This window comes from Bacillus sp. COPE52 (assembly GCF_003355115.1).
Taxonomy (GTDB): domain Bacteria; phylum Bacillota; class Bacilli; order Bacillales; family Bacillaceae_G; genus Bacillus_A; species Bacillus_A toyonensis.
Genome location: NZ_CP031292.1, coordinates 3,998,099 through 4,019,270, shown reverse-complemented (window position 1 = coordinate 4,019,270; position 21,172 = coordinate 3,998,099). Strand labels below are relative to the sequence as shown.

21 protein-coding genes are annotated in these 21,172 nt (G+C 33.4%); 7 read left to right on the top strand and 14 right to left on the bottom strand.

The features are described 5' to 3' along the window. Positions 1-296: 296 nt before the first annotated feature. The 6 genes from DPQ31_RS20155 to DPQ31_RS20130 all read right to left on the bottom strand — a co-directional run bounded on the left by DPQ31_RS20155 (position 297) and on the right by DPQ31_RS20130 (position 6,051). On the bottom strand, positions 297-1,124 hold the full coding sequence (locus tag DPQ31_RS20155; RefSeq protein ID WP_098711849.1) for an alpha/beta hydrolase: 828 nt from the start codon (positions 1,122-1,124) through the stop codon (positions 297-299). A 14-nt stretch (positions 1,125-1,138) separates the two neighbouring features. Then, positions 1,139-1,960: an ABC transporter ATP-binding protein gene (locus DPQ31_RS20150; protein ID WP_097957688.1), complete on the bottom strand. Its 822-nt coding sequence runs from the start codon at positions 1,958-1,960 to the stop codon at positions 1,139-1,141. Positions 1,961-1,974: 14 nt separating this feature from the next. Beyond that, entirely contained in the window at positions 1,975-2,997 is a 1,023-nt protein-coding gene (locus DPQ31_RS20145) for a FecCD family ABC transporter permease (RefSeq protein ID WP_000920445.1), read from the bottom strand. Next, positions 2,990-3,997, bottom strand: coding sequence for a FecCD family ABC transporter permease (locus DPQ31_RS20140; protein ID WP_001173039.1), 1,008 nt, complete (start codon positions 3,995-3,997; stop codon positions 2,990-2,992). The genes DPQ31_RS20145 and DPQ31_RS20140 overlap by 8 nt, the downstream gene beginning before the upstream one ends. Positions 3,998-4,024: 27 nt before the next feature. After that, the gene (locus DPQ31_RS20135; RefSeq protein ID WP_001035500.1) at positions 4,025-4,990 is read right to left on the bottom strand and encodes an iron-hydroxamate ABC transporter substrate-binding protein; all 966 of its coding nucleotides are present in this window, start codon (positions 4,988-4,990) and stop codon (positions 4,025-4,027) included. A 302-nt stretch (positions 4,991-5,292) separates the two neighbouring features. Continuing rightward, on the bottom strand, positions 5,293-6,051 hold the full coding sequence (locus DPQ31_RS20130; protein ID WP_000767623.1) for an exodeoxyribonuclease III: 759 nt from the start codon (positions 6,049-6,051) through the stop codon (positions 5,293-5,295). Between the two features lie 172 nt (positions 6,052-6,223). Here DPQ31_RS20130 and DPQ31_RS20125 point away from each other — a divergent pair, with 172 nt between their 5' ends. The 3 genes from DPQ31_RS20125 to DPQ31_RS20115 are packed head-to-tail and all read left to right on the top strand — an operon-like array spanning position 6,224 to position 8,221. Beyond that, a complete protein-coding gene (locus tag DPQ31_RS20125) occupies positions 6,224-6,802 on the top strand; it encodes a bifunctional transcriptional activator/DNA repair enzyme AdaA (protein ID WP_208732107.1) in 579 nt (192 codons plus the stop codon). Beyond that, the gene (locus DPQ31_RS20120) at positions 6,783-7,313 is read left to right on the top strand and encodes a methylated-DNA--[protein]-cysteine S-methyltransferase (RefSeq protein WP_098711848.1); all 531 of its coding nucleotides are present in this window, start codon (positions 6,783-6,785) and stop codon (positions 7,311-7,313) included. The genes DPQ31_RS20125 and DPQ31_RS20120 overlap by 20 nt, the downstream gene beginning before the upstream one ends. Continuing rightward, the gene (locus DPQ31_RS20115; RefSeq protein WP_097957685.1) at positions 7,310-8,221 is read left to right on the top strand and encodes a DNA-3-methyladenine glycosylase 2; all 912 of its coding nucleotides are present in this window, start codon (positions 7,310-7,312) and stop codon (positions 8,219-8,221) included. Before DPQ31_RS20120 ends, DPQ31_RS20115 begins: the two co-directional genes overlap by 4 nt. Before the next feature lie 39 nt (positions 8,222-8,260). On the opposite strand, the gene pepT is transcribed toward DPQ31_RS20115, so the two are convergent. Then, the gene (gene pepT / locus DPQ31_RS20110; protein ID WP_097957683.1) at positions 8,261-9,493 is read right to left on the bottom strand and encodes a peptidase T; all 1,233 of its coding nucleotides are present in this window, start codon (positions 9,491-9,493) and stop codon (positions 8,261-8,263) included. A 196-nt stretch (positions 9,494-9,689) separates the two neighbouring features. Between pepT and DPQ31_RS20105 the strand changes: the two genes are divergently transcribed. Beyond that, positions 9,690-10,334: a YczE/YyaS/YitT family protein gene (locus DPQ31_RS20105; protein ID WP_098711846.1), complete on the top strand. Its 645-nt coding sequence runs from the start codon at positions 9,690-9,692 to the stop codon at positions 10,332-10,334. A gap of 119 nt (positions 10,335-10,453) precedes the next feature. On the opposite strand, the gene DPQ31_RS20100 is transcribed toward DPQ31_RS20105, so the two are convergent. The 3 genes from DPQ31_RS20100 to DPQ31_RS20090 all read right to left on the bottom strand — a co-directional run bounded on the left by DPQ31_RS20100 (position 10,454) and on the right by DPQ31_RS20090 (position 12,584). Beyond that, a complete protein-coding gene (locus DPQ31_RS20100) occupies positions 10,454-10,771 on the bottom strand; it encodes a hypothetical protein (protein ID WP_016108957.1) in 318 nt (105 codons plus the stop codon). A 325-nt stretch (positions 10,772-11,096) separates the two neighbouring features. After that, positions 11,097-11,672: a histidine phosphatase family protein gene (locus DPQ31_RS20095; protein WP_070173663.1), complete on the bottom strand. Its 576-nt coding sequence runs from the start codon at positions 11,670-11,672 to the stop codon at positions 11,097-11,099. Positions 11,673-11,780: 108 nt separating this feature from the next. Beyond that, a complete protein-coding gene (locus tag DPQ31_RS20090; protein WP_208730919.1) occupies positions 11,781-12,584 on the bottom strand; it encodes an alpha/beta fold hydrolase in 804 nt (267 codons plus the stop codon). A 435-nt stretch (positions 12,585-13,019) separates the two neighbouring features. Between DPQ31_RS20090 and DPQ31_RS20085 the strand changes: the two genes are divergently transcribed. Continuing rightward, complete coding sequence (locus tag DPQ31_RS20085; RefSeq protein WP_016108960.1) at positions 13,020-15,740, top strand: GGDEF domain-containing phosphodiesterase; 2,721 nt, start codon at positions 13,020-13,022, stop codon at positions 15,738-15,740. A gap of 104 nt (positions 15,741-15,844) precedes the next feature. Here DPQ31_RS20085 and DPQ31_RS20080 read toward each other — a convergent pair whose 3' ends face one another. The 4 genes from DPQ31_RS20080 to DPQ31_RS20065 are packed head-to-tail and all read right to left on the bottom strand — an operon-like array spanning position 15,845 to position 19,199. Then, positions 15,845-16,909: an undecaprenyldiphospho-muramoylpentapeptide beta-N-acetylglucosaminyltransferase gene (locus tag DPQ31_RS20080; protein ID WP_098912023.1), complete on the bottom strand. Its 1,065-nt coding sequence runs from the start codon at positions 16,907-16,909 to the stop codon at positions 15,845-15,847. A gap of 48 nt (positions 16,910-16,957) precedes the next feature. Further along, positions 16,958-17,308, bottom strand: a complete 351-nt coding sequence (locus DPQ31_RS20075; RefSeq protein WP_002093408.1) for a DUF6572 domain-containing protein — start codon at positions 17,306-17,308, stop codon at positions 16,958-16,960. Continuing rightward, entirely contained in the window at positions 17,305-18,216 is a 912-nt protein-coding gene (locus DPQ31_RS20070) for an SDR family oxidoreductase (protein WP_097957678.1), read from the bottom strand. Before DPQ31_RS20070 ends, DPQ31_RS20075 begins: the two co-directional genes overlap by 4 nt. Next, entirely contained in the window at positions 18,213-19,199 is a 987-nt protein-coding gene (locus DPQ31_RS20065; protein ID WP_000932618.1) for a UDP-N-acetylglucosamine 4,6-dehydratase family protein, read from the bottom strand. Before DPQ31_RS20065 ends, DPQ31_RS20070 begins: the two co-directional genes overlap by 4 nt. A 415-nt stretch (positions 19,200-19,614) precedes the next feature. On the opposite strand from DPQ31_RS20065, the gene DPQ31_RS20060 reads away from it, so the two are divergent. After that, positions 19,615-20,793, top strand: coding sequence for a DUF2515 domain-containing protein (locus DPQ31_RS20060; protein WP_000376155.1), 1,179 nt, complete (start codon positions 19,615-19,617; stop codon positions 20,791-20,793). Then, on the top strand, positions 20,768-21,169 hold the full coding sequence (locus tag DPQ31_RS20055; protein WP_131202366.1) for a CBO0543 family protein: 402 nt from the start codon (positions 20,768-20,770) through the stop codon (positions 21,167-21,169). Before DPQ31_RS20060 ends, DPQ31_RS20055 begins: the two co-directional genes overlap by 26 nt. Positions 21,170-21,172: the final 3 nt, after the last annotated feature.

Genomic DNA, 21,172 nt, shown 5'->3' with positions numbered 1-21,172 from the left:
AGTGAACTTTTAATCCGCGCTTTTTCAGCTCTATTCCTCTTGATTTGAATGAATCAAGCCTTTTTGGAAATAAGTTCATTTCGTCTATTTTATGTTTATGCTAATTGTGACGGAAATGTGACAACTTTTTGTCTCTTTAGACGAAAAGTTGAAACAAAACTTTCAAAAAGGACAATTCTACTTGAACAACACAAAAGACTATGGAAAATTTCCCCATAGCCTTTTGTTTGCATTTTATTAGACGATCACTTGATTAACTAACTTAAAAATGTGAATTTACTCCAATCACTAGCCTTTTAAACACTGGATACATGACTAATAAATCTCAACCCTTTACTTAAAGAAGTCGGCACAACAGATGCATGATTCTCTCCTTCTGCTTCATAAAACATAAATCTAAATTGATCGTGTTTTACTTGGAGAAGGCGCTCTGACAATTCATTTGCACCTACAACCATATGCTCTCGTTCAAGTGAACCAACTGTAAGAAATACTCCTGTTTTAACCTTTGCATTGTTTAATTCATTTATAAGATTCTCTTCTTTTTCAAGCACAGATTGGTTATTCCACCAAATAGATGGGCTACTAATAAAATAATTTTGAAAGGCATTTACGTTTGTAAATAATATATGTAAAGCAAATAGGCCACCTAGCGAATGCCCAAATAACGTTTGTTTTCCTTTATCAATCGCAAAACTTTTTTCAATTTGCGGTTTAACTTCTTCTTCAATAAAAGTAAAGAAGTTATGTGCTCCTCCTGTTTTAGGCCACGGTTTACCGTCTGGTTTTAAAGGAGCATCTTTTGAAATTACGCTAGGTGTAAAATCATAGCATCTTTCTTCTCCTGAAAATGCTCCTTCAATTGGATAACCCATACCTACTATAACGGCTGGTGAAACACCTGTTTTTTCAGCCCTTACTGATTGTATTTTAACCGCTTCATGAAATGTTTGAAAAAAGGCATTGCCATCTAATACGTATATGACAGGGTATCCTGAATCCGGTGCTGGTTGCCTCGGCTTTGAAATATGAATTTGATATTCCTTACCCTCTACTTTTGAATACATTTTCCACTGTTCTGTATTAGATGTAATAATCTGCTGTTTTTCAATAGTAGTATTCACCCTATCTCCCCCTTTTAGCTCGTTACATATATTTCTACTTTTTCTTCTTGAGATACAACACTATCATAACCGAAACAAACAGGAGCCCCATTATACGGGTCAATCATGACACGCGCATCAATATGAAATACTTCTTTTAAAACTTCATTTGTAATAATTTCTTCTGGACTACCAGTTGTAACAATTTTTCCATCTTTCATTGCAATAATTTCATCGGAAAACCTTGCTGCGTGGTTAATATCATGCAATACCATTACAATCGTACAGTTATGTTCTCTATTTAACTTTTCTACAATTTGCAATACATCTAATTGGTGAGACATATCAAGATATGTAGTCGGTTCATCTAATAGCAACACTTCTGTCTCTTGTGCTAAAGCCATTGCTAGCCATACCTTTTGTCGTTGACCACCTGATAAATTTGCAATTTGTCTCGTTCTAAATTCTGAAGTTTTCGTTATATCTAATGCCCAATCAATCATTTCTTTATCTTTTGAGGTTAACTTGTTTACGTTATTTCGATGTGGATAGCGTCCATAAGAAATTAATTCTTCTACTTTAAGCTCTCCTGGTGCAATCGGAGTTTGCGGAAGTAAAGCTAACAGCTTGGCAATTTCTTTCGTTGGAATTGTATTTAAATCCTTTCCTTGCAAATACACTTTACCGCTTTTTTGCTTTAAAATTCGTCCCATCGTTTTTAATAGTGTTGATTTACCGCACCCGTTTGGCCCTATAATTGTCGTTACTTTTCCTTCTTGTATTTCCACATTTAAATCGCGAAACACTGTAAGTTTTTCATAACTTGTTTCTAAATTTTTTGCACTTAACATACTCACTTTTATTCCTCCTCTTACGCTTTCGCCTTATAAAGTAAATATAAGAAATACGGTACACCGACAATAGAAATAACGATTCCAACTGGTAACTCTACAGGTGTGAAAACTGTTTTTGCAATAAAGTCTGAAGCAATTACAAGAAACATTCCGATTACTCCGCACGTAGGAATGATATGCTTATGCTGAATACCAACAAGTCTTTTCGCTATATGCGGTGCCATTAGTCCTATGAAACCAATACTTCCTGAAACAGCAACACATGCGCTTACAAGTCCGATACTACTTAATAGTAAAATTGATTTCTCTCTTTCTACTGAAACACCTAAACTCGTAATACTCGTTTCTTCCAATTGAAATAAATCTAATAAATAAGCTTTCTTCTGTATAAGTGGAATTAAAATGATAAGCCACGGTAACATAGCAATAATATACTTCCAGTTTGCACTATATATGCTTCCAGACACCCAAACTGCAGCCATCTCAAAATCAGTTGATTTCATTTTGAGTGATAAATACATAGAGAATGCGCCAAACCCTGAACCGATTGCAATCCCTGTTAACAAAAGTCGCTGCGAATCTAACTTACCGTTTTTCCAAGAAAACAGATAGATTATAATGGCTGCACCTAATCCACCAACTAGGCCAAACATCGGCATCATCATTATAGAAATCCAGTCTGTGCTCTTTAATTGTCCTTGAAAGAAAAACATAAAAATGACGATAGCTGTACCTGCTCCGGCATTTACTCCTAAAATACCTGGGTCCGCCAAACCATTTCTCGTAATCCCTTGAATTACAGCACCCGCAACGCCTAATCCTAATCCTACTAATCCAGCAATTACAATGCGCGGAAGACGAAACTCAAAAATAACTAAATCATGCTCTGGTAACGGATCTATTCTAAAAAGTGTTTTAAATACATCTGTAATCGTAATATCAAACGTTCCATTCGTTAAACTAATATAAATGGCACATAGTATTAAAAATATAATAATCCCCATCGTCATTCCAAAACGTTGACTTGAACTTTTAAGCATGTCTCTCTCCTCCTCTTGTACGGATTAAATAAAGGAAGAAAGGAATCCCAATTAAAGATGTAACGACTCCAATTGGCGTTTCAAATGGATAGTTTACAAATCTACTTAGTACATCACATAAAGCTAAGAAAACTCCACCAATAACACCCGCACATGGTAAAATCCACTTATAATCTACCCCAATAATAAAGCGAGTAATGTGTGGAATAATTAAGCCTACAAAACCAACTTTTCCTACTAAAGCAACTGCTGTTCCTGTTAAAAAAATTACTGATAAAATTGCCATCGCTTTTACTAGTTTTGTACGCTGCCCTAGATTAATAGAAACTTCTTCTCCTAAAGAAAGAATGGTAATAGATTTCGCTATTAACAGCGCTAAAACTATCCCAATTATCCCAAAAGGTATCGTGATTTTAATTATATTAGGGTCCACTTGGTCTAACTTTGCATTAAACCAAAAACTAACATTTTGAGAGATTTGGAAATACGAAGCCATCGCAGCTGATACACTGCTTAAAAATGTTCCAATAACTGTCCCTATAATTGCTAACCTAACAGGAGATAAGCCATTTTGAAGAAGTGAGCCAAAACCAAACACGATACCGGCCCCTAGTGCAGAACCAATCATTGAACATAAAACCATACCGATCGATGACATTCCTGGAAGAAAAATCATACATAGTGTAATAACAAAGGCTGCACCATCCGTCACACCCATAATAGAAGGGGATGCAAGATAGTTTCTTGTCATCCCCTGCATAAGTGCTCCTGATATGGCTAGAAATGCTCCGACTAAAAGAGCTGCAACTACCCTTGGTAAACGTGAAGTAATAATAATATTATGATTTACATCGCTTGAATCAAAATGAAATAATGCGTTCCACACTGTTTCAGCATCAATACTTTTCGCACCATACAAAATAGAAAGTATAACTGTAGCTAAGATGAGTATGGGTGCTATACATAATATAGTTACTGGTACTGCATTTGTTTTCTGCATATCATTCAACGCACCTTACTTATTGTATTATTTAGATAAATTTTTCACTGCTTCTTTTAAGAATGCTGTTTTACTCCAAGCTGTACCACCTTGTGCCATTGGATCCACAACGTTTACAAATACTTTCTTTTCTTTCGCAGCATTCATACTTTGCCAAATTGGATTGCTTTCAATTTCTTCTAGTACTTTCGGGTTTTTATTTTCACTTGCCTCGTATTGTAAGAAAATATAATCCGGGTTAAGTTCAGCAAGTTTTTCAAATGAAATTTTCTCTTGTGCTTTTACAGTTTTCAATTGCTCTGGAGCAGTTAGTCCAAGATCTTTATAAATGACAGGGTTAAAGTATACGCCTTCAGGATATAGGAATAATTCGTTTGCTCTTAGTCTAACGACAAGTACTTTTTTGTCTTTTAACTTATCTCCTAGTTTTGCTTTTGCTTTTTCAGCGTCCGCATTGTAATCTTTAATAATCTTTTCTGCTTTATCTTTTTTACCAGTTAATTCTCCCATTAACTTTAAGTTATCTTCCCAATTTGTTGAAACGTGTGATACTGGGAACGTCGGAGCTACTTTCGTAAACTTTTCAGCTGTTTCTGCTGGGAATTTCGTACTTGATGTAATAACATCTGGTTTTAATTGAAGTAATGTTTCAAAATTCGGTTGCATTTTCTCACCAACAGATTTTGCACCCTCTAAATCTTTTTCAAGATACTTTGGTAATTTACCACCTACAGTAATCGCACCAACTGGTTTAATTCCAAGTACTGCCGCATCTTCCATTGACTCTAAACTAGCTGTCGCAATTTTATCTACTTTTGCTGGCACTGTATATTCTTTACCTAAATATGTAATTTTTCGTTTTTCATCTTTTTTTGTTTCCGTAGCTTTTGTCTGTTGCTTTTGCTCCCCTGAAGTTTTATCCGCACTATTACATGCCGCTAACCCTACACTTAAAACTGTAACCATCCCTAATGTAAATAACTTCTTGTTCATCTTTATATATCTCCTCTCGAAACCTGTAAATAGATTATTTTTATATAAAAACTTAACTACATGAAACTTGTTCTAAGCATATATTTCATTAGATTAATAATTTTATCCGGAACTCATTCCCATTCACTTCCCCTAAACTATAATTCTTTTATACTTCATCCATTGATAATCTTTTCACTGATAATGATTATCGTTACTAAGTATATATTTAATATGTAATTATTTCAAGAATGATTTGAAAAATTTTAACAAACTGAATTAAAAAGAAGTATCCGCCTATTATTAGCGAGATACTTCTTTTTTTAGAAATTTATATGTAATTCAACTGGACAATGGTCTGATCCTATTATTTCACTGTTAATTTTCGCATCCGTTATTTGCCCTTTTATTCTGTCCGAGACAACAAAATAATCTAAACGCCATCCGATATTTTTCGCTCTTGCTCCCATACGATAGGACCACCAAGAGTATGCACCTTCCTGATTAGGATAAAGGTGACGGTACGTATCAACAAATCCTTCTTCTAAAATACGTGTAAACTTCTCCCTTTCTTCATCAGAGAATCCAGGGTTTTTACGGTTACTTTTTGGATTTTTTAAATCTATTTCTTTATGAGCAACATTTAAATCTCCACAGAAAATAACTGGTTTCTTTTCATCTAATTGCTTTATGTAAGCCCTGAAATCATCTTCCCATTCCATTCTGTAATCTAAACGCTCTAATCCTCGTTTTGAGTTTGGCGTATATAACGTTATCATGTAAAAATCTTCGAATTCTAAAGTAATGACTCTGCCTTCTTGATCATGCTCTTCAATGCCTAAACCGTACGTAACAGAAAGCGGTTCTTTTTTCGTAAAAATTGCCGTTCCTGAATAGCCTTTTTTCACAGCATAATTCCAATATGTATAATATCCCTCTAGATTTAAATCAATTTGTCCACTCTGTAATTTAATTTCTTGTAGACAAAATATATCTGCATTGGATTCCTCAAGATATTCTAAAAATCCACCTTTTGTGATAACTGCACGTAAACCATTTACATTCCATGAAATTAACTTCACTTATAATCCTCCTCTTGCTGTTCACTTTCAAAGTTCATGCTATCACAAAATAGAAAAACAATCATATTTTCATCTTTGTAATCTTGCTCTTACATTTTTGAATACGTACATACGCACTTTATTCAGGTTATACTAATTTCAGAGGTGATGTTCTTTGCACAATGGAGAATTTATGTTAACAAGTGTGTATTGGCAAGCAATTATTCATAATGATTCTTCCTATGACAACAAATTCTTTTATGCTGTGAAATCAACTGGTATCTTTTGCCGACCATCGTGTAAATCAAGAATACCGAATCAAAACAATGTACGAATTTTTCTTCATGCAGAACAGGCATTGCAGGAAAACTTTCGTCCGTGCAAACGTTGTAAACCAAATGGGATTACTTTACCAAATGAAGAGTGGGTAGAACAAATTAAACAGTATATTGAAAAGCATTTTGACGAAGCATTAACTCTCGACATACTGGCGGAAATGTGCCACGGTAGCCCCTTTCATTTACAACGCACTTTCAAAAGAATAACAGGAATTAGCCCAATGGAATATATACAGCAATTCAGGATTGTAAAAGCGATGGAATATCTTTCACATACAAAGCAATCCGTTAAGGAAATTAGTACTGCTGTCGGGATAGAAAACCAAGAGTATTTCGCAACTTTATTTAAAAAGAAAACTGGATTTACTCCTACTGAATATCGAAAAAAGAACGTAATGAAAGAGGTAGACAATAATGAATTCCTACAAAAATAAATCTATATATTGGACGCTACTTACACATAAAAATTGGTGCTTTCATATTGCTGCAACTGAAAATGGAATTTGTTTCATTGGATCACAAGACGCAAACTTTGAAGAACTAAATATATGGGCTAGAAAAAAACAGCCCCAACATATATTGACTTGCAATCCAGATTACATGCAAACATATACGAAAGAAATTATGGAGTATTTAGAAAACAAGCGTGAAACTTTTACTTTCCCTATCGATGCTTACGGAACTGCTTTTCAATTATCCGTTTGGAATACGGTACGTGAAATTCCTTACGGGAAGACCTATTCTTATTCAGAAATTGCAGAAAGAATTCAAAAACCTACAGCTGTGCGTGCCGTTGCTTCTGCTATTGCCGCCAACCCTCTTCTCATTACGATTCCTTGCCATCGCGTTATAGGAAAAGATGGAAAACTAACTGGTTTTAGAGGCGGATTAGAAATGAAAAAAGAATTGCTCACATTAGAAAAATTACAGGTGGAATTCATATGACAGCAGAATATAATAACGCATTGACTTTAGCAGCTCCAAAAGAATTTAATTTCCAAGAAAACTTACGCTATCTATCACGTTCTAACAATGAATGTATGTTTCACATTGAAGATAACAAAATTTATAAAGTCATTCCTGTTGAACATGTAAACCCTTTAGTTGAAATTAGTATAAATACTGAAGGAAATATTCAAATACGTTTTTTAGGAGAATCCTATAACTCTGAAAAATGGGTATGTGATGCTATAGCTAACTACGTAATAGAGTGGTTTGATTTCACTACCGATTTAGCTCCTTTTTATACATTAGCTAAACATGACCCACTCCTTCAAGGCCCTATTCAAGATTATTATGGGCTTCGCACATTAGGTATTCCAGATTTATTCGAAGCACTTTCCTGGGGAATTATCGGTCAACAAATTAACCTCGCATATGCTTATACGCTAAAAAGAAGATTAGTTGAACAATTTGGAAGTTACGTAAAATGGAACGATAGAAAACATAGGATATTCCCATCACCTGAAACAATTGCAAATTCACATGTAGAGGATCTTAAAAAATTAAAAATGACGACTAGAAAATGTGAATATTTAATCGGTATTGCGAGGCTTATTACAGAAGGGAAACTATCAAAAGAATCGTTACTACAAACACAAGATGTAAAAATTGCTGAAAAACAATTAACCGCTATCCATGGTATAGGACCGTGGACTGCCCACTATGTTTTAATGCGCTGTTTACGCTTCCCTTCAGCCTTTCCAATTGATGATGTTGGTCTGCATAATGCAATTAAATTTATTACAGGTTCCGAAAATAAACCGACTAAACATGAAATAAAAGACTTTGCGGCAAACTGGACAAATTGGGAATCTTATGCAACTTTTTATTTGTGGCGCGTGCTATATTAAAAAGAACCAAGTAGCACATTCGTACTACTTGGTTCTTGTCTAAGCTTGTTCTTCAAATCGTCTTGCGATTTCTACAATAACTTGAACAGCTTTTTCCATAGTATCTACCGAAACATACTCAAATTTACCGTGGTAGTTTTCACCACCAGTGAAAATATTTGGCGTCGGTAATCCCATATATGATAATTGTGATCCATCTGTTCCACCGCGAATCGGGTGAATGTTCGGTTCGATATTTAAACTTTTCATCGCTTCATATGCAATATCAACAATTTCTCTTACCGGTTCAATTTTTTCAAGCATGTTATAATATTGATCATTCATTTCTAAAACGACCGCATCTTGCCCATACTTCTCTTGCATTTGCTTCACAATATTTTCAACGTTATTTTTACGTGTCTCAAAATTTTCACGATCAAAATCTCGAATAATATAATACGCTTTACTTTGCTCAACATCACCATTTAAAGAAAGTAAATGATAGAACCCTTCATAGCCTTCTGTATATTCTGGCGCCTCTTCTACTGGTAAATGCCCGTTAAACTCCATAGCAAGTTTCGTTGCGTTACGCATTTTATTTTTCGCTGTTCCAGGATGTGTATTCGTTCCGTTAAACGTTAACTTAGCACCTGCAGCATTAAAACTTTCATACTCTAAACCACCTAATGGACCTCCATCCATCGTGTAAGCGAATGATGCACCAAACGTTTCTACATCAAAATGCGCTGGCCCACGACCAATTTCTTCATCCGGTGTAAATGCTACTCTTATTTTCCCATGCTTAATTTGCGGATTATGTATTAAATGGTTCATTGCAACCATAATTTCTGTAAGACCAGCTTTATCATCTGCACCTAGAAGTGTTGTACCATCAGTTGTAATAATCGTATGTCCTTTATATGATGGTAATTCCGGGAACTGCTCTGGTGTTAAAACAACATTTAGCTCTTCATTTAACGTAATTGCATGACCATCAAAATTTTCATGAATTTGTGGTTTTACGTTTTTCCCCGTAAAGTCTGTTGCCGTATCTAAATGGGCTAAAAATCCGATTACAGGCACATCCTTGTCCGTATTAGCGGGAAGTGTTGCCATTACATAACCATTGTCATCCATCGTTACTTCTGTTAACCCAATTTCTTTTAACTCTTCAACTAATAATTTACCAAATTCAATTTGTCCAGGTGTTGTTGGCACTGTATGGCTTTCTTCATTTGATTGGGTATCAATTTTTACATATCTCGTAAATCTTTCAATAAGTTCTTGTTTCAAGTTCGTTCACTCCCTTTTCTGTTTCTCTCTCCATTATAATCCTTAAAACGAAATATTTTAACTGTTTTGACTGTGAAGATGTATATTTCATTTACATTGTTAACAATTTTAAACGAATGCTAAAAAGACATAATATTTGTACATTAAAACCGTAACAGGTAACATACATAATTATAAAATATGGGAGGTTTTAAAGATGAGGCTAACTCTCTTTCGCTATTTTCTTTTTTTCTTAGGATTAATTTTCTTTGGCCTTGGAAACGCTCTTGCAGTCAAAGTTAAATTTCTCGGTTTGCATCCTTGGGAAGTTTTAAATATGGCCCTCTACCAAAGATTTGGATGGACCATTGGTACGTGGAGTGTCATATGTGGATTATGTCTCGTTCTCATTTCTTTACTAGTAGATCGAAAATATATAAACGTAGGCACATTTTTAAATGCACTGCTTATCGGTCCTATTATGGACTTTTTCTTACAATCAAATATCCTTCCAAACGCTACTCATTATTTATGGATAAACTTACTCATCTTATTTTCCGGTATTGCAATCACAGGTATTGGGGGAGGTATGTATGTTGCGGCTGAAATTGGTGCTGGACCTCGCGATGGATTCATGCTTACTATTTCCGACAAAACGGGACTGTCTATTAGCCGTGCTAGAATCATAGTAGAATGCGTTGTATTAGTTATTGGATATATGCTAGGAGGTCCTGTTTTCATCGTAACGTTTCTATACACTTTTATTCAAAGTCCAATCTTTCAGCAATCATTTACAGTATTTCAAACACTTTTACACACTTTACATAACAAAAATAAAGAGCAAATTAATGAAAATATATAAAACACAACTAAATACCTATTGCTCTTTTCATTAACTTTCTAACAAATAATTCACCCTATTTACGATTCTCACCGCAAATAGGGTGTTTCTTTTTTTATCTCACAATATAAGAGTATATACTACTCACTCACAGTAAAAGTATAGATATCGTCATAAACACAACCATTTACCCTAATCACATACTCGCCAGGTTTACTAAAACTAATTGTGTATTTATTTAACTGAATTGCTTCTTTATCTCCCGAAAGAACATCAATACTTCTACCACTCAATAAATACTGCTCACTTTGATTCATCTTTACATGAATCGCATTAAAATTCTCCTCTTGCACTTGCGATGTTTCTGCAGCACTTATACTTGGTTCTAAAAAAAGTAGTCCACTTAATCCAATTGTCCCCGCTAAAGCTACTCCCGCAAATTTTCTCATCTTTTTCATCACAATGACCTCCTTCTAAATGTAGCGCAAAGGCGATGTCTCCCCCTTACACCACAAAGCCTATATGTAACGGAATAAAAAGTAAACACGTACAACAAGACAAAATTCTACATCTTTTTCTTCTATTGAATATAAATCCAATGTTTGGAGTTTTGTCATATTTAAAATGGTTTCCTTAAACCAATTTTCCCATAATTTATTCAAATACTGAATAATTACTTATTGATGTAACATTCTAAAAATAGTTGATAAAGATGCTTTCTATTCAAATAAAAAAGATTTTGCTATAAAAGTAACTTTTACAGCAAAATCCATGCAACCAATTTTATTCCGCTTTCCATAATCTCTCTACGTTCATTAATTGTTCTTCTTTAAATTCCATCTTATATATATCCGGTTTTGCTGTATTCATTAAAAATTCAAGCCCATATTGCTTATCAAAATAGTTCATCATCAATGTCATGGCAAGCCCATGTGTACCAATTACAATTTTGCGCCCTTGAAAATCGATTAAGATTTCTTTTAATACTTTCACTACTCTTCTCTGACAATCCGCATATGACTCTCCTTCCGTTCGTGCAAAGTCCGGATTAGAGAACATCTTCTTTACAAGTGGATACACCTCTTTGTCTAATATAATCTGATCCTCACTTGCAAATCGACACTCTTTAAGATTTTCATATACTACTATTTCTTTTTCATAGAAATTAGCTGCCTCTTCTATCGTTAACATAGCTCTCTTATACGGACTTGAAATGAAAGTATCAATTCCCTCTGTTTTTAATATCTCAGTTACTCTATGAGTATCTAAATTTCCTTTCTCAGTTAATCCACGTGTTCTTTCATTCCCCTCTATTTTAAGTGATTCACCATGTCTAACCATGTAAATAAATGTACTCATAATTCCTCCTTAAGATTGTTTATACATCACGTTAATCTGTCCCATCCAAAAACTTAGGCGTAATCGCAATATTAATTTATTCCCCTTTAATATACTTTATACACTTTGCTAAGTTGTTCTTCTAATCCACTCTCCTACTAAACTCTCAAATAGTTCAGGCTGTTCAATTTGCAAATTATGTCCTGCCGTGTCTAACACAGCTAATGTCGCTCTTGGATAATTTTCAATCATTCCTATAATATCTTGATACCCTACCGTTATATCTTGTCTTCCAGCTAATAAAAGAACGGGTTTCTCATATTTCTTACGGTGAAAATCTATAGTAAGAGGGTAATTCTTTTGCAACCTTTCAATAAATTCATAATTAGCAACATCTAATCCTGGCTTAATTTCTTCTTTGAATCGTGTATATGTATATTCATTTGCTACCACTGCCAAATCGCAAAATTCTTCTCTTTCGATAGAAGTGAGCGTATTTAAAAACTCCTCGTCTCGTACAAGCACCTGTTTATCCGGTAAAAGTCTTTCTTTTGGTTGTGCTACAACAACAGGACATACTAACAATAATCCATTCACCTTCTCAGACATCTTTGAGAGTATCCCTCTAGCCAAATATCCTCCGTACGATTCTCCTACCAATAAGAATTTTTCAGTAGAAATAATCTCCTCAATAAATGCAATAAGTACTTCTAATATATGGTCTGAACTATTTATCCAATCTGGAGCATTCGATTTTCCCATGCCAGGTAAATCAATATAAATTTTTTGATATCCTTCATATTTCTGAAATACTGATTCCATACATCTTTGCATTAACCTATGATCAGGGGCACAGCCATGTATAATAAAGACTGGTTTCCCCTCTCCAACAATTTCGTAGTATATTTCTGCATCTTTAATTCGACATAACATAAAAAGTTCACCCTCTTTTTATAGTTTTAATGGCAACACTATCAAACCCACAAAATCATACCTTCTTATCTTATTACTTTCTAGAACTGATTTTCAATTATAAATTTTCAGATTATAAAACAGAAAGTCTTCCCTTTCGTTTTATAACCTAGAAGGAAGTCCCTTGTCATTTTATATGTAATGTTGCATCTCTGCTTGCAAATCACTAAAAAACCTTTAAAATCTAAAGGATGACTAAATATACAAATTCTATCTATATTCCTTATAAACTAAAAATTATTGAACGCAATACTTTTTCAATTTTAAGAAGTATTACACTCTTCAATTCTTTTCTTATTAGCATGCTTTTTATATGGAAATCTGATACAATCCTTAAGTAATATTATTATGTATAGATATTACGAATATGGTGCATAATTAAAGAAGGTGATTTTATTGAAATTAAATAAAAATTTACAACTATGCATATTAATTACAACGTTAGTATGCTATTCAATCTATTTTATGTTTTTCTTTCTGTTCCCTACTCATTTTTCAAATTTCAATGTACGCTTCGCTTCACTCATCATTGAAGCCATTACATTTGTATCACTAATTTACTCTATATATTCTAAAAAGGTTAGTTCAAATCCTTTTTGGATATGTATCACAATAGCAATTGGTAGTTTTTTATTAGGAAAAATAGTATATACGTATCAAGATAACTTTTTTGAGATTCCAATATATCGTTTTACTGTTTCTGATGTATTTTACATGTTTTTTCTATTCTTCTGCCTTATCGCTTTCTGCTATAAAATCTTAAAAGAATGCAACAAATGGGAAAAGGCATTCTTTATTTGTGATCTATGCATCGTACTCATTTCCGTATTCACATTAGAATGGTATTTATTTAATCAGCCAGATTTAAATATATTTTCCCTTTCACTGGGAGATATTTTTCTTTCCTTTCTATATCCAATTGCAGACCTATTATTTCTTCTACTAAGTGTTAGTCTCTTTTTCCGTCCAACTGTTTTTAATTCCAAACGGAAAATTTATATTTTTATTTTTGTATTAATAAGTTCTGCAACTTTTAACTATATTTATTTCTACCTATATAGCTATTTAGCAAATGATACTATAACGCTATTACGTCTTTTATATAGAGTACCTATATTACTTATCGCAATAGCTGCTTCCATTTCAGACGATTATAATAACAATAAAAATTATTTTACTGTACACCCTAGATTAGGGAAAAAGATTTTAGTCGTATTTCCCTATCTGGCCGTCGCAATACTAATCGGGTTTACGTTAAAAGAACAAACATCATCTTCCACTCTCATTACAGGAAATTGTATCGCTTTTGTTTTTGTACTTATTCGACATTCTATTGTGGGTATGCAAAATGCTACTCTAACAAAACGTCTACAAGCATTTAATGCTCAACTAGAAGATAAAGTTACTTTAAGGACTTCTGATTTAGTCCATAAGTCAGAGGCTCTATCTCAGAAACAGCAAAAATTCGAATCATTATATGAATATCATCCTGACCCCATTTTTACAATTGATTTAAATGGAGTATTCTTAAATGTAAATAAGGCAGGAAGCGTCCTACTCGGAGCACCAACAAACGAGTTACTCGGTGAGACATGTTTCTCGATAATTTTAGATGAAGATAAACACAAACTGTTAACTGCATTAGAAAAAGTTAAACAACAAAAATCGGCATCCTTACAACTTAGTTCTCAATATAAAGATGGTTTTATTTATTTTTTATACGTTACCATTGTCCCTATTATGATAGATGGACAAATTTCAGGAAGCTATATTATGGTAAAGGATATTACCGCACAAAAAAAACAACAAGAAGAAATAAAATATTTAGCATTCCACGATACTGTAACGAAAATTGGGAATCGAGCCTATTTCCATAAGAAATTAAGAAAAGTTATAAAGAATGCTCAAACAATAAATAGTGAGTTTGCATTATTATATTTAGATTTAGACCGCTTTAAAGCAATTAACGATACACTTGGGCATTCGTCAGGTGATTACATATTAGAAGAAGTGGCACAGCGATTCCAATCATGTCTTCCATCACATACTTATGTATCAAGAATCGGTGGCGATGAATTTACAATCTTAATTGAAAACTATACTGACCATGATTCCTTATTTCAGTTATGTAACGAATTATTTGAAAGTATGAAAAAACCATTTGTCATACATGAACAAAAATTAAATGTATCACTTAGTATTGGTATCGCTATTTATCCACATTCTGGAATCGATGCCTCTACACTTTTGAAAAACGCTAATGTCGCAATGTATGATGCGAAAGAAAAAGAGCTTAATTCAGTCTCTATTTATGACGATGTAATCGCTAAAAAAATCGAAAGACGATTACGATTAGAGAAAGATTTACCAAACGCACTTCAAAATGAAGAATTATTCCTTTTATATCAACCTCAAGTTGACAGTGAATCTAACAAAATTATCGGTGCTGAAGCTTTGATCAGATGGAACCATCCCGAATTAGGTGTTATTTCTCCATACGAATTTATTCCTATTGCTGAAGAAACACTACAAATTATTCCAATAGGAAAATGGACATTACAACAAGCTTGTGAGCAAATGAAACGTTGGCATGCACTTGGGTATTCTCATTTAAAAATAGGAGTAAATTTATCTGCTAAAGAATTTGAACAAGAAGATTTTGTAAAGTCTATTTCATCTACTTTAGCAACTACAGGCTTACCAGCAAGTTCTCTCGATCTTGAATTAACAGAACGAATTGCAATGATGGATGAAAGAGAAACATTAATAAAACTACGTACACTAAAAAATTTAGGAATTCACATTTCAATCGACGACTTTGGTACAGGCTATTCTTCGCTTGCTTACTTACCTTTATATCCAATCGATACTTTAAAAATCCCGAGGGAATTTATGACAATGTCTGAAACGTGTGAAGATGGAATGGAAATCATTAAAACAATCATCACATTAGCACATACATTAGAGATGTCGGTTATCGCTGAAGGTGTAGAAACGAAAGAACACGTGAATTTCCTTCAAAAAAATAAATGTCAGTTTATTCAAGGTTACTATTACAGTAAACCTATTTATTCTAATGCATTTACTAAGCTGTTAAAAAACGGTATTCGTCTATAGTATATAGCTCTATACAGAATATAATAGGCTACATACTAATGAATTTGAAAAACAAAAGGAAAGAAGATACCTTTTTTCCTTTTGTTTTTCTATTTAACTTTCTATTATTTCACCACTTCATTTATTAAATCTATTAAATGATGAATCCCCTCATCATTTGTTTTCTTATATCCATTCATGTTTTGAACATATCTCTCCTTATTTGCATATAGCCGGTTTACTGCATGTGTAAATGTACTATTACTTGCTCTGTCTTGAAGTAAAACTTCCGCATACCCTTGCCTAGAAAAATAGTCAGCATTTAAAACTTGATCCCCTCTACTGGAACCGTTAGTTAACGGGATAAGCAACATCGGTTTCTTCAAAAATAACAATTCAGAAATAGCAGTAGAACCCGCTCTGGAAACGACAACACTTGCCATATTCAATATATGCGGCAATTCTTCCCCTATATATTCAAATTGCATATAACCTTCCATGCCAATAGATGAATCTACCTTTCCTTTACCGCACATATGAACAATATTAAAACTTAATAATAATGTATCTAAACTTTTCCTTACCATATCATTTATCCATTTAGCCCCTTGACTCCCACCCATAATTAACAATACTGGCTTATCTTGCTGAAATTCACAATAACTTCTTCCTCGTAATACGTTACCTCTCTCAATTTCTTCCCTTACAATTGGTCCTACATAAACTTTTTTCTCGTTACTTACATTCTCCCCTGTATGAGGAAATGTTGTGCATAGTTTTGTAGCAAAAGGCAATGCTATTTTATTTGCTAACCCTAACGTACTGTCTGGCTCACGTATTACGATTGGTACATGATTTAACCATGCCCCTATAACTACAGGAACTGAAACAAATCCTCCTGCCGAAAAGATAACGTCTGGCTTCACTTTCTTAATTAATTTATAACTTTGTAAGCAGCCTTTTATAATTTTAAAAGGATCTTTAAAGTTCTCCCAATCCCAATATCTCCGAAGTTTCCCCGTTGAAATACTATTGTACTTAACATTTTGAACTAATAACTTTTCAATTCCATTTTGAGATCCAATATACTCAACTCTCCATCCTTTTTCCATAAATTTAGGAATCAATACCATATTAATCATAACGTGTCCTGCTGTACCGCCCCCAGTAAAGAGAATCTTTTTATTCATAACTTATATCCACCTTTATCATTAAAAATCTTGCTTTATATCAATCTATTACATGTAAGTAAACTTACTATTATTTATATAAATATTTAACTCAAATCCTATATCTTGCAAAAGATCTTTGATGAGTTCATAAAAATCATTTCCATACTCACTACATTCACACTGAGTAAAGACTTGGATTACAGGCCTAATTCCCGTCTCTACTGCTGGATTTTTCCGATTAACCTTTTCCACGTATGCTCGACATTTATTTATCGCCTCATAGATGTGCAAAACATGCGCTTCTTCATCTTTCCAATCCAGCGTATCGACAATCGAAAGAAATAGTGTATTTTGATTATTTATTGCTTCATAACCATTCACATTCATATACTTCTTACACCCTTTTTTATTTTTCATTGCATGCAGATGTCACTGCACTTCGCATATTCAAGTACATCTTTTAATGATTGATGAAATTGAATTTCTGGGATCCAACCTAACTTTTTTATATCCTCTATTACTAAGCTCACATTTGAGCTGCTTCCACTATTCTCTGTTTCTTTTATAGTAAAATGGAGCTGTGTTAATCTTTTATATTGTTCTAGTACATCTAATAAAGATCGTCTCACTCCTGATCCAATATTATATTGTTTCCCATTTATACCATTACGTAATAACACATGATACGCTTTAACCGCATCACGTACATCTAGAAAATCCCTACTATCTTTCAAACTGCTTACTTCAATAATCGCTTTACTCCTACCCGATTCTATATCTATCATTTTTTTTGCGAGAATCGAACAAATGCCATTCGATTCTCCTGGACCAATTAAGTTTGAGGGCTTTGCAATGATAATATTTGAATCCATTAATCCGCCCCAAGCCTCTGCAATAATGACTTGCATCGTTTTACTTAAACTATATGGATTTGAAACTTTTATGTTATTCATACTATCTGCTTGCAATGCAGATCCTATAACTAATGTTTTACAATGCGAAGCTTCCTGCTTAATCGCTTCTAATAAATACAAAGTCCCTATTACATTAATCTCCATGTATTCAAGAGAAGCTGTCCAAGACTCTATAACTGAATTTCTTCCTGCTAAATGCAATACATAGTCTGGTTTTATTTGTTTCATTACCTTCATTACTTCGCTCTTATTAGTTAAATCACAAGTAATACTATTTCCGATGTTTTCTCTATGTGGACGGTTTTGAAACATAGGAATTACATGAAAGCCCTGCTCTAAAAAATATTGGCAAGCATGTCTACCTGTGAAACCATTTGCACCAGTTATTAAAAGGCTTGCATTTTTTTTCATCGTAGAAATCCGCCCTTTAATAGCATTTGTTTCACCTCATCTTTTGCAAGTAAGTCTTGTTGAGAACTAAAACTCTTCACATCCACAAGCGGATAACTAGCATAATATTCTTGAAGTCCCTCTATAGGAATAGTCGGTAGTACCACAAAATAATTTTGATCAAAACTTATACTTGTTTTACTCTCTACTTCAGATAAAAGCATTTCACTTAATTTTTCACCTGGCCTTATCCCTACTTCTTTTATCTTCACGTATTCTTTTTTCGAATCTTCGATCAACACCTTTGCTAAATCTGTAATTTTACATGCCGGCATTTTCATGACAAAGATTTCCCCTCCTCTTCCGTCAAATGCTGCTTTAAATAACAACCGAACAGCATCTTCAATCGTTAAGAAAAATCTAGTCATATTTACATCGGTAATTCCTATTTGTGAAGACTTCTTAATTTGCTTTTTAAAAAGCGGCACTACACTTCCGCTCGTCCCTAAAACATTTCCACCACGAACACAAATGAATTTTGTTTTCTGCGTTTGCACATTCGCATGAACCATTAATTTTTCACCAATTGCTTTTGTCATCCCATACGTATTTGATGGATCCGCTGCTTTATCTGTTGAAACATATATAACTTTCTCAACTTGCATCTGGATAGATGCTTCAATTACATTTTGCGTACCATGTATATTTGTTTTTATAGCTTCATAAGGATAATACTCACATACTGGAACATGTTTTAAAGCTGCAAGATGGAATACATAATGTACATCTTGGCAAGCATAGACGAGTTGGTCTTTATCACGAATATCTCCAATGATAAATTTTAATCTAGTTTCATTTATAAACTGTTGCTGCATTTCAAACTGAACCGTTTCATTCCTTGAAAAAACTCTAATTTCTTTCGGTGATTTTTCTAATAATTGTTTTATAAGTTCATGTCCCCACGAACCTGTACCACCAGTAATTAAAATTATTTTATTAAGCATTTCTTTTCCTCCTGCTGTATATTTCATAAAAATTGTATTTATTAAAAGCTATTGAATTATTTTCAATTGATTCAAATCATAATTGTCATTTGTTACATTAAATTGACAAAATAAAAAAACAGAAACTATTAAGCATAGTTTCTGTTTTTTATTTCGCTTCATAACGGTAAGATTTTTTATACTATTTGCATGATAAATAAATTCCTTGTAAAAAACACCGCTCATTTATTTCTTATACTCGTAATAAAATAAAGTGAAACTTTATTTAGTGGGGGGGCAGCCCGACCTCCACTGAACTTCTTTGCTTCCGCTGAATTTTGAGGTGGGGATCTTACTGCCCGGCAAATAGCAGGATAAATAGAATGATTCATAGCCAATAATCACGTTTAAACTTATGAAAAAGGGAGGTAACGGAATGGACCGAAGCAATTCAAATCATACATATAACGGACCTTCCAAAGCACTGCCTCTCTCCCTATTTGATGTAAAAAATGAATTGAAACAAAAAAGCAAACTCATTCATTCTGACACCATGTATACATTAACGAAAGAAGAGCAATTCATCATCAACAATATAAAAATACAGACAGAACAACTAAATAAAAATAATGTTACGAGAACACGCGCGTACTACCAATTTTACATTCGATATCCAGAAATACATTGGGCACTACTTGGACATATGGTATCACGTAACGGTGGTTGGAATATGACTGATTTAAAAGGAGACTTATATACGAAACTTTTATCAGAGAAAGATCAAATTACATTTTTTTCTTTTTTAGAAAGAGGGAATTGGCTCATTTTTCAAGATGTATATCCTCAATTTTTACTTTATGAACAAAGTGTTAAAAAAGCAAAAAAGCTATTTCATCTTCTCCCTCACCTAAATGTTTCTACATTTATGGAAACGATGTGGAACGATTTTTGGAAAACTGGGAACAAAAAAACATTAGCAATCGCAACTATTATTAATGAGCAAAACTACTTAGAAAAAAGAGTGATTCAAAATGCACACTTTCAAAAGACCGTACTCAATAGTATCGGATTTAAACTCTTTGATTTCTTTCAGTTTAATCATATCCTTTTCCCTTTCTACGAAAATAATACAAATCAAAAAACTTTATTAATTGGCGATACAATGAAACATTTTACTTCCTTGCATGAACGAATCTTAATTGGAAAAAGGTTGTATTCATTATTATTTCGAGATACACATATTTTATCTCAAATCATATATTGGGCTGAGCATCATCCACATACAGGCTCAAGGAAAGATTACTGGCCTCATTTATTTTCAAGTGTAAATGAATCTTTTTCCCGTGAGTTTTATAAACGCCGCATAAAGAAATGCCAGTTACGTAGTGGCGCATATCGTATATACAGCCCTGCACTCATCTATGCATGGCGAGATATGAAGCATGAAGAAGTTGAAAGTGAAGATTGGTTTACGGACTGGCAAGTTGTAAATTACTTAGTGGATAAGGAGGAAAATATGAATGGAAAAATTACAGAAGACTACTGCAAAACACTCGAAAAAATTGAACTGGCAATTCTCGCAAAGAAAAATGTCCTCCTTCGAGAAGAAGAATAATTTTCTAGCATTAGCAGTTACAATCTTACTCTCTTCAATTATCGGAACTTACTTAGATGCTTTCTTTGTCCATAAGCACATATATTTCTTTCCAGTTAGGCCCTTCCCATCCATATTTTCAGTTAACATTGGCTTTACGTTGTTTGTACTACCGATTTTAACAATCATTTTCATACAAATTTCAAAAACATTATCTGCCGTTTCTAGAACTATATTTATTATTTCCATAGGTATTTGTGCTAGCATTTTTGAACAAGTTGCTGAAGGTTTAGGTTTATTTATACATAGTGCAGACTGGAACCATACATATTCTTTATTTGGTTATATGGTGTTCCTTTCTTTTATTTGGAAAGTATATAATTGGATACAAAAATAAAGA

What these genes read in the sequence shown, in the direction of transcription:
- DPQ31_RS20145 (WP_000920445.1), bottom strand. Translation starts at nt 2,997, where the DNA reads ATGCTTAAAAGTTCAAGTCAACGTTTTGGAATGACGATGGGGATTATT.
- DPQ31_RS20140 (WP_001173039.1), bottom strand. Translation starts at nt 3,997, where the DNA reads ATGCAGAAAACAAATGCAGTACCAGTAACTATATTATGTATAGCACCC.
- DPQ31_RS20135 (WP_001035500.1), bottom strand. Translation starts at nt 4,990, where the DNA reads ATGAACAAGAAGTTATTTACATTAGGGATGGTTACAGTTTTAAGTGTA.
- DPQ31_RS20125 (WP_208732107.1), top strand. Translation starts at nt 6,224, where the DNA reads ATGTTAACAAGTGTGTATTGGCAAGCAATTATTCATAATGATTCTTCC.
- DPQ31_RS20120 (WP_098711848.1), top strand. Translation starts at nt 6,783, where the DNA reads ATGAATTCCTACAAAAATAAATCTATATATTGGACGCTACTTACACAT.
- DPQ31_RS20115 (WP_097957685.1), top strand. Translation starts at nt 7,310, where the DNA reads ATGACAGCAGAATATAATAACGCATTGACTTTAGCAGCTCCAAAAGAA.
- DPQ31_RS20105 (WP_098711846.1), top strand. Translation starts at nt 9,690, where the DNA reads ATGAGGCTAACTCTCTTTCGCTATTTTCTTTTTTTCTTAGGATTAATT.
- DPQ31_RS20100 (WP_016108957.1), bottom strand. Translation starts at nt 10,771, where the DNA reads ATGAAAAAGATGAGAAAATTTGCGGGAGTAGCTTTAGCGGGGACAATT.
- DPQ31_RS20095 (WP_070173663.1), bottom strand. Translation starts at nt 11,672, where the DNA reads ATGAGTACATTTATTTACATGGTTAGACATGGTGAATCACTTAAAATA.
- DPQ31_RS20090 (WP_208730919.1), bottom strand. Translation starts at nt 12,584, where the DNA reads ATGTTATGTCGAATTAAAGATGCAGAAATATACTACGAAATTGTTGGA.
- DPQ31_RS20080 (WP_098912023.1), bottom strand. Translation starts at nt 16,909, where the DNA reads ATGAATAAAAAGATTCTCTTTACTGGGGGCGGTACAGCAGGACACGTT.
- DPQ31_RS20075 (WP_002093408.1), bottom strand. Translation starts at nt 17,308, where the DNA reads ATGAAAAATAAAAAAGGGTGTAAGAAGTATATGAATGTGAATGGTTAT.
- DPQ31_RS20070 (WP_097957678.1), bottom strand. Translation starts at nt 18,216, where the DNA reads ATGAAAAAAAATGCAAGCCTTTTAATAACTGGTGCAAATGGTTTCACA.
- DPQ31_RS20065 (WP_000932618.1), bottom strand. Translation starts at nt 19,199, where the DNA reads ATGCTTAATAAAATAATTTTAATTACTGGTGGTACAGGTTCGTGGGGA.
- DPQ31_RS20060 (WP_000376155.1), top strand. Translation starts at nt 19,615, where the DNA reads ATGGACCGAAGCAATTCAAATCATACATATAACGGACCTTCCAAAGCA.
- DPQ31_RS20055 (WP_131202366.1), top strand. Translation starts at nt 20,768, where the DNA reads ATGTCCTCCTTCGAGAAGAAGAATAATTTTCTAGCATTAGCAGTTACA.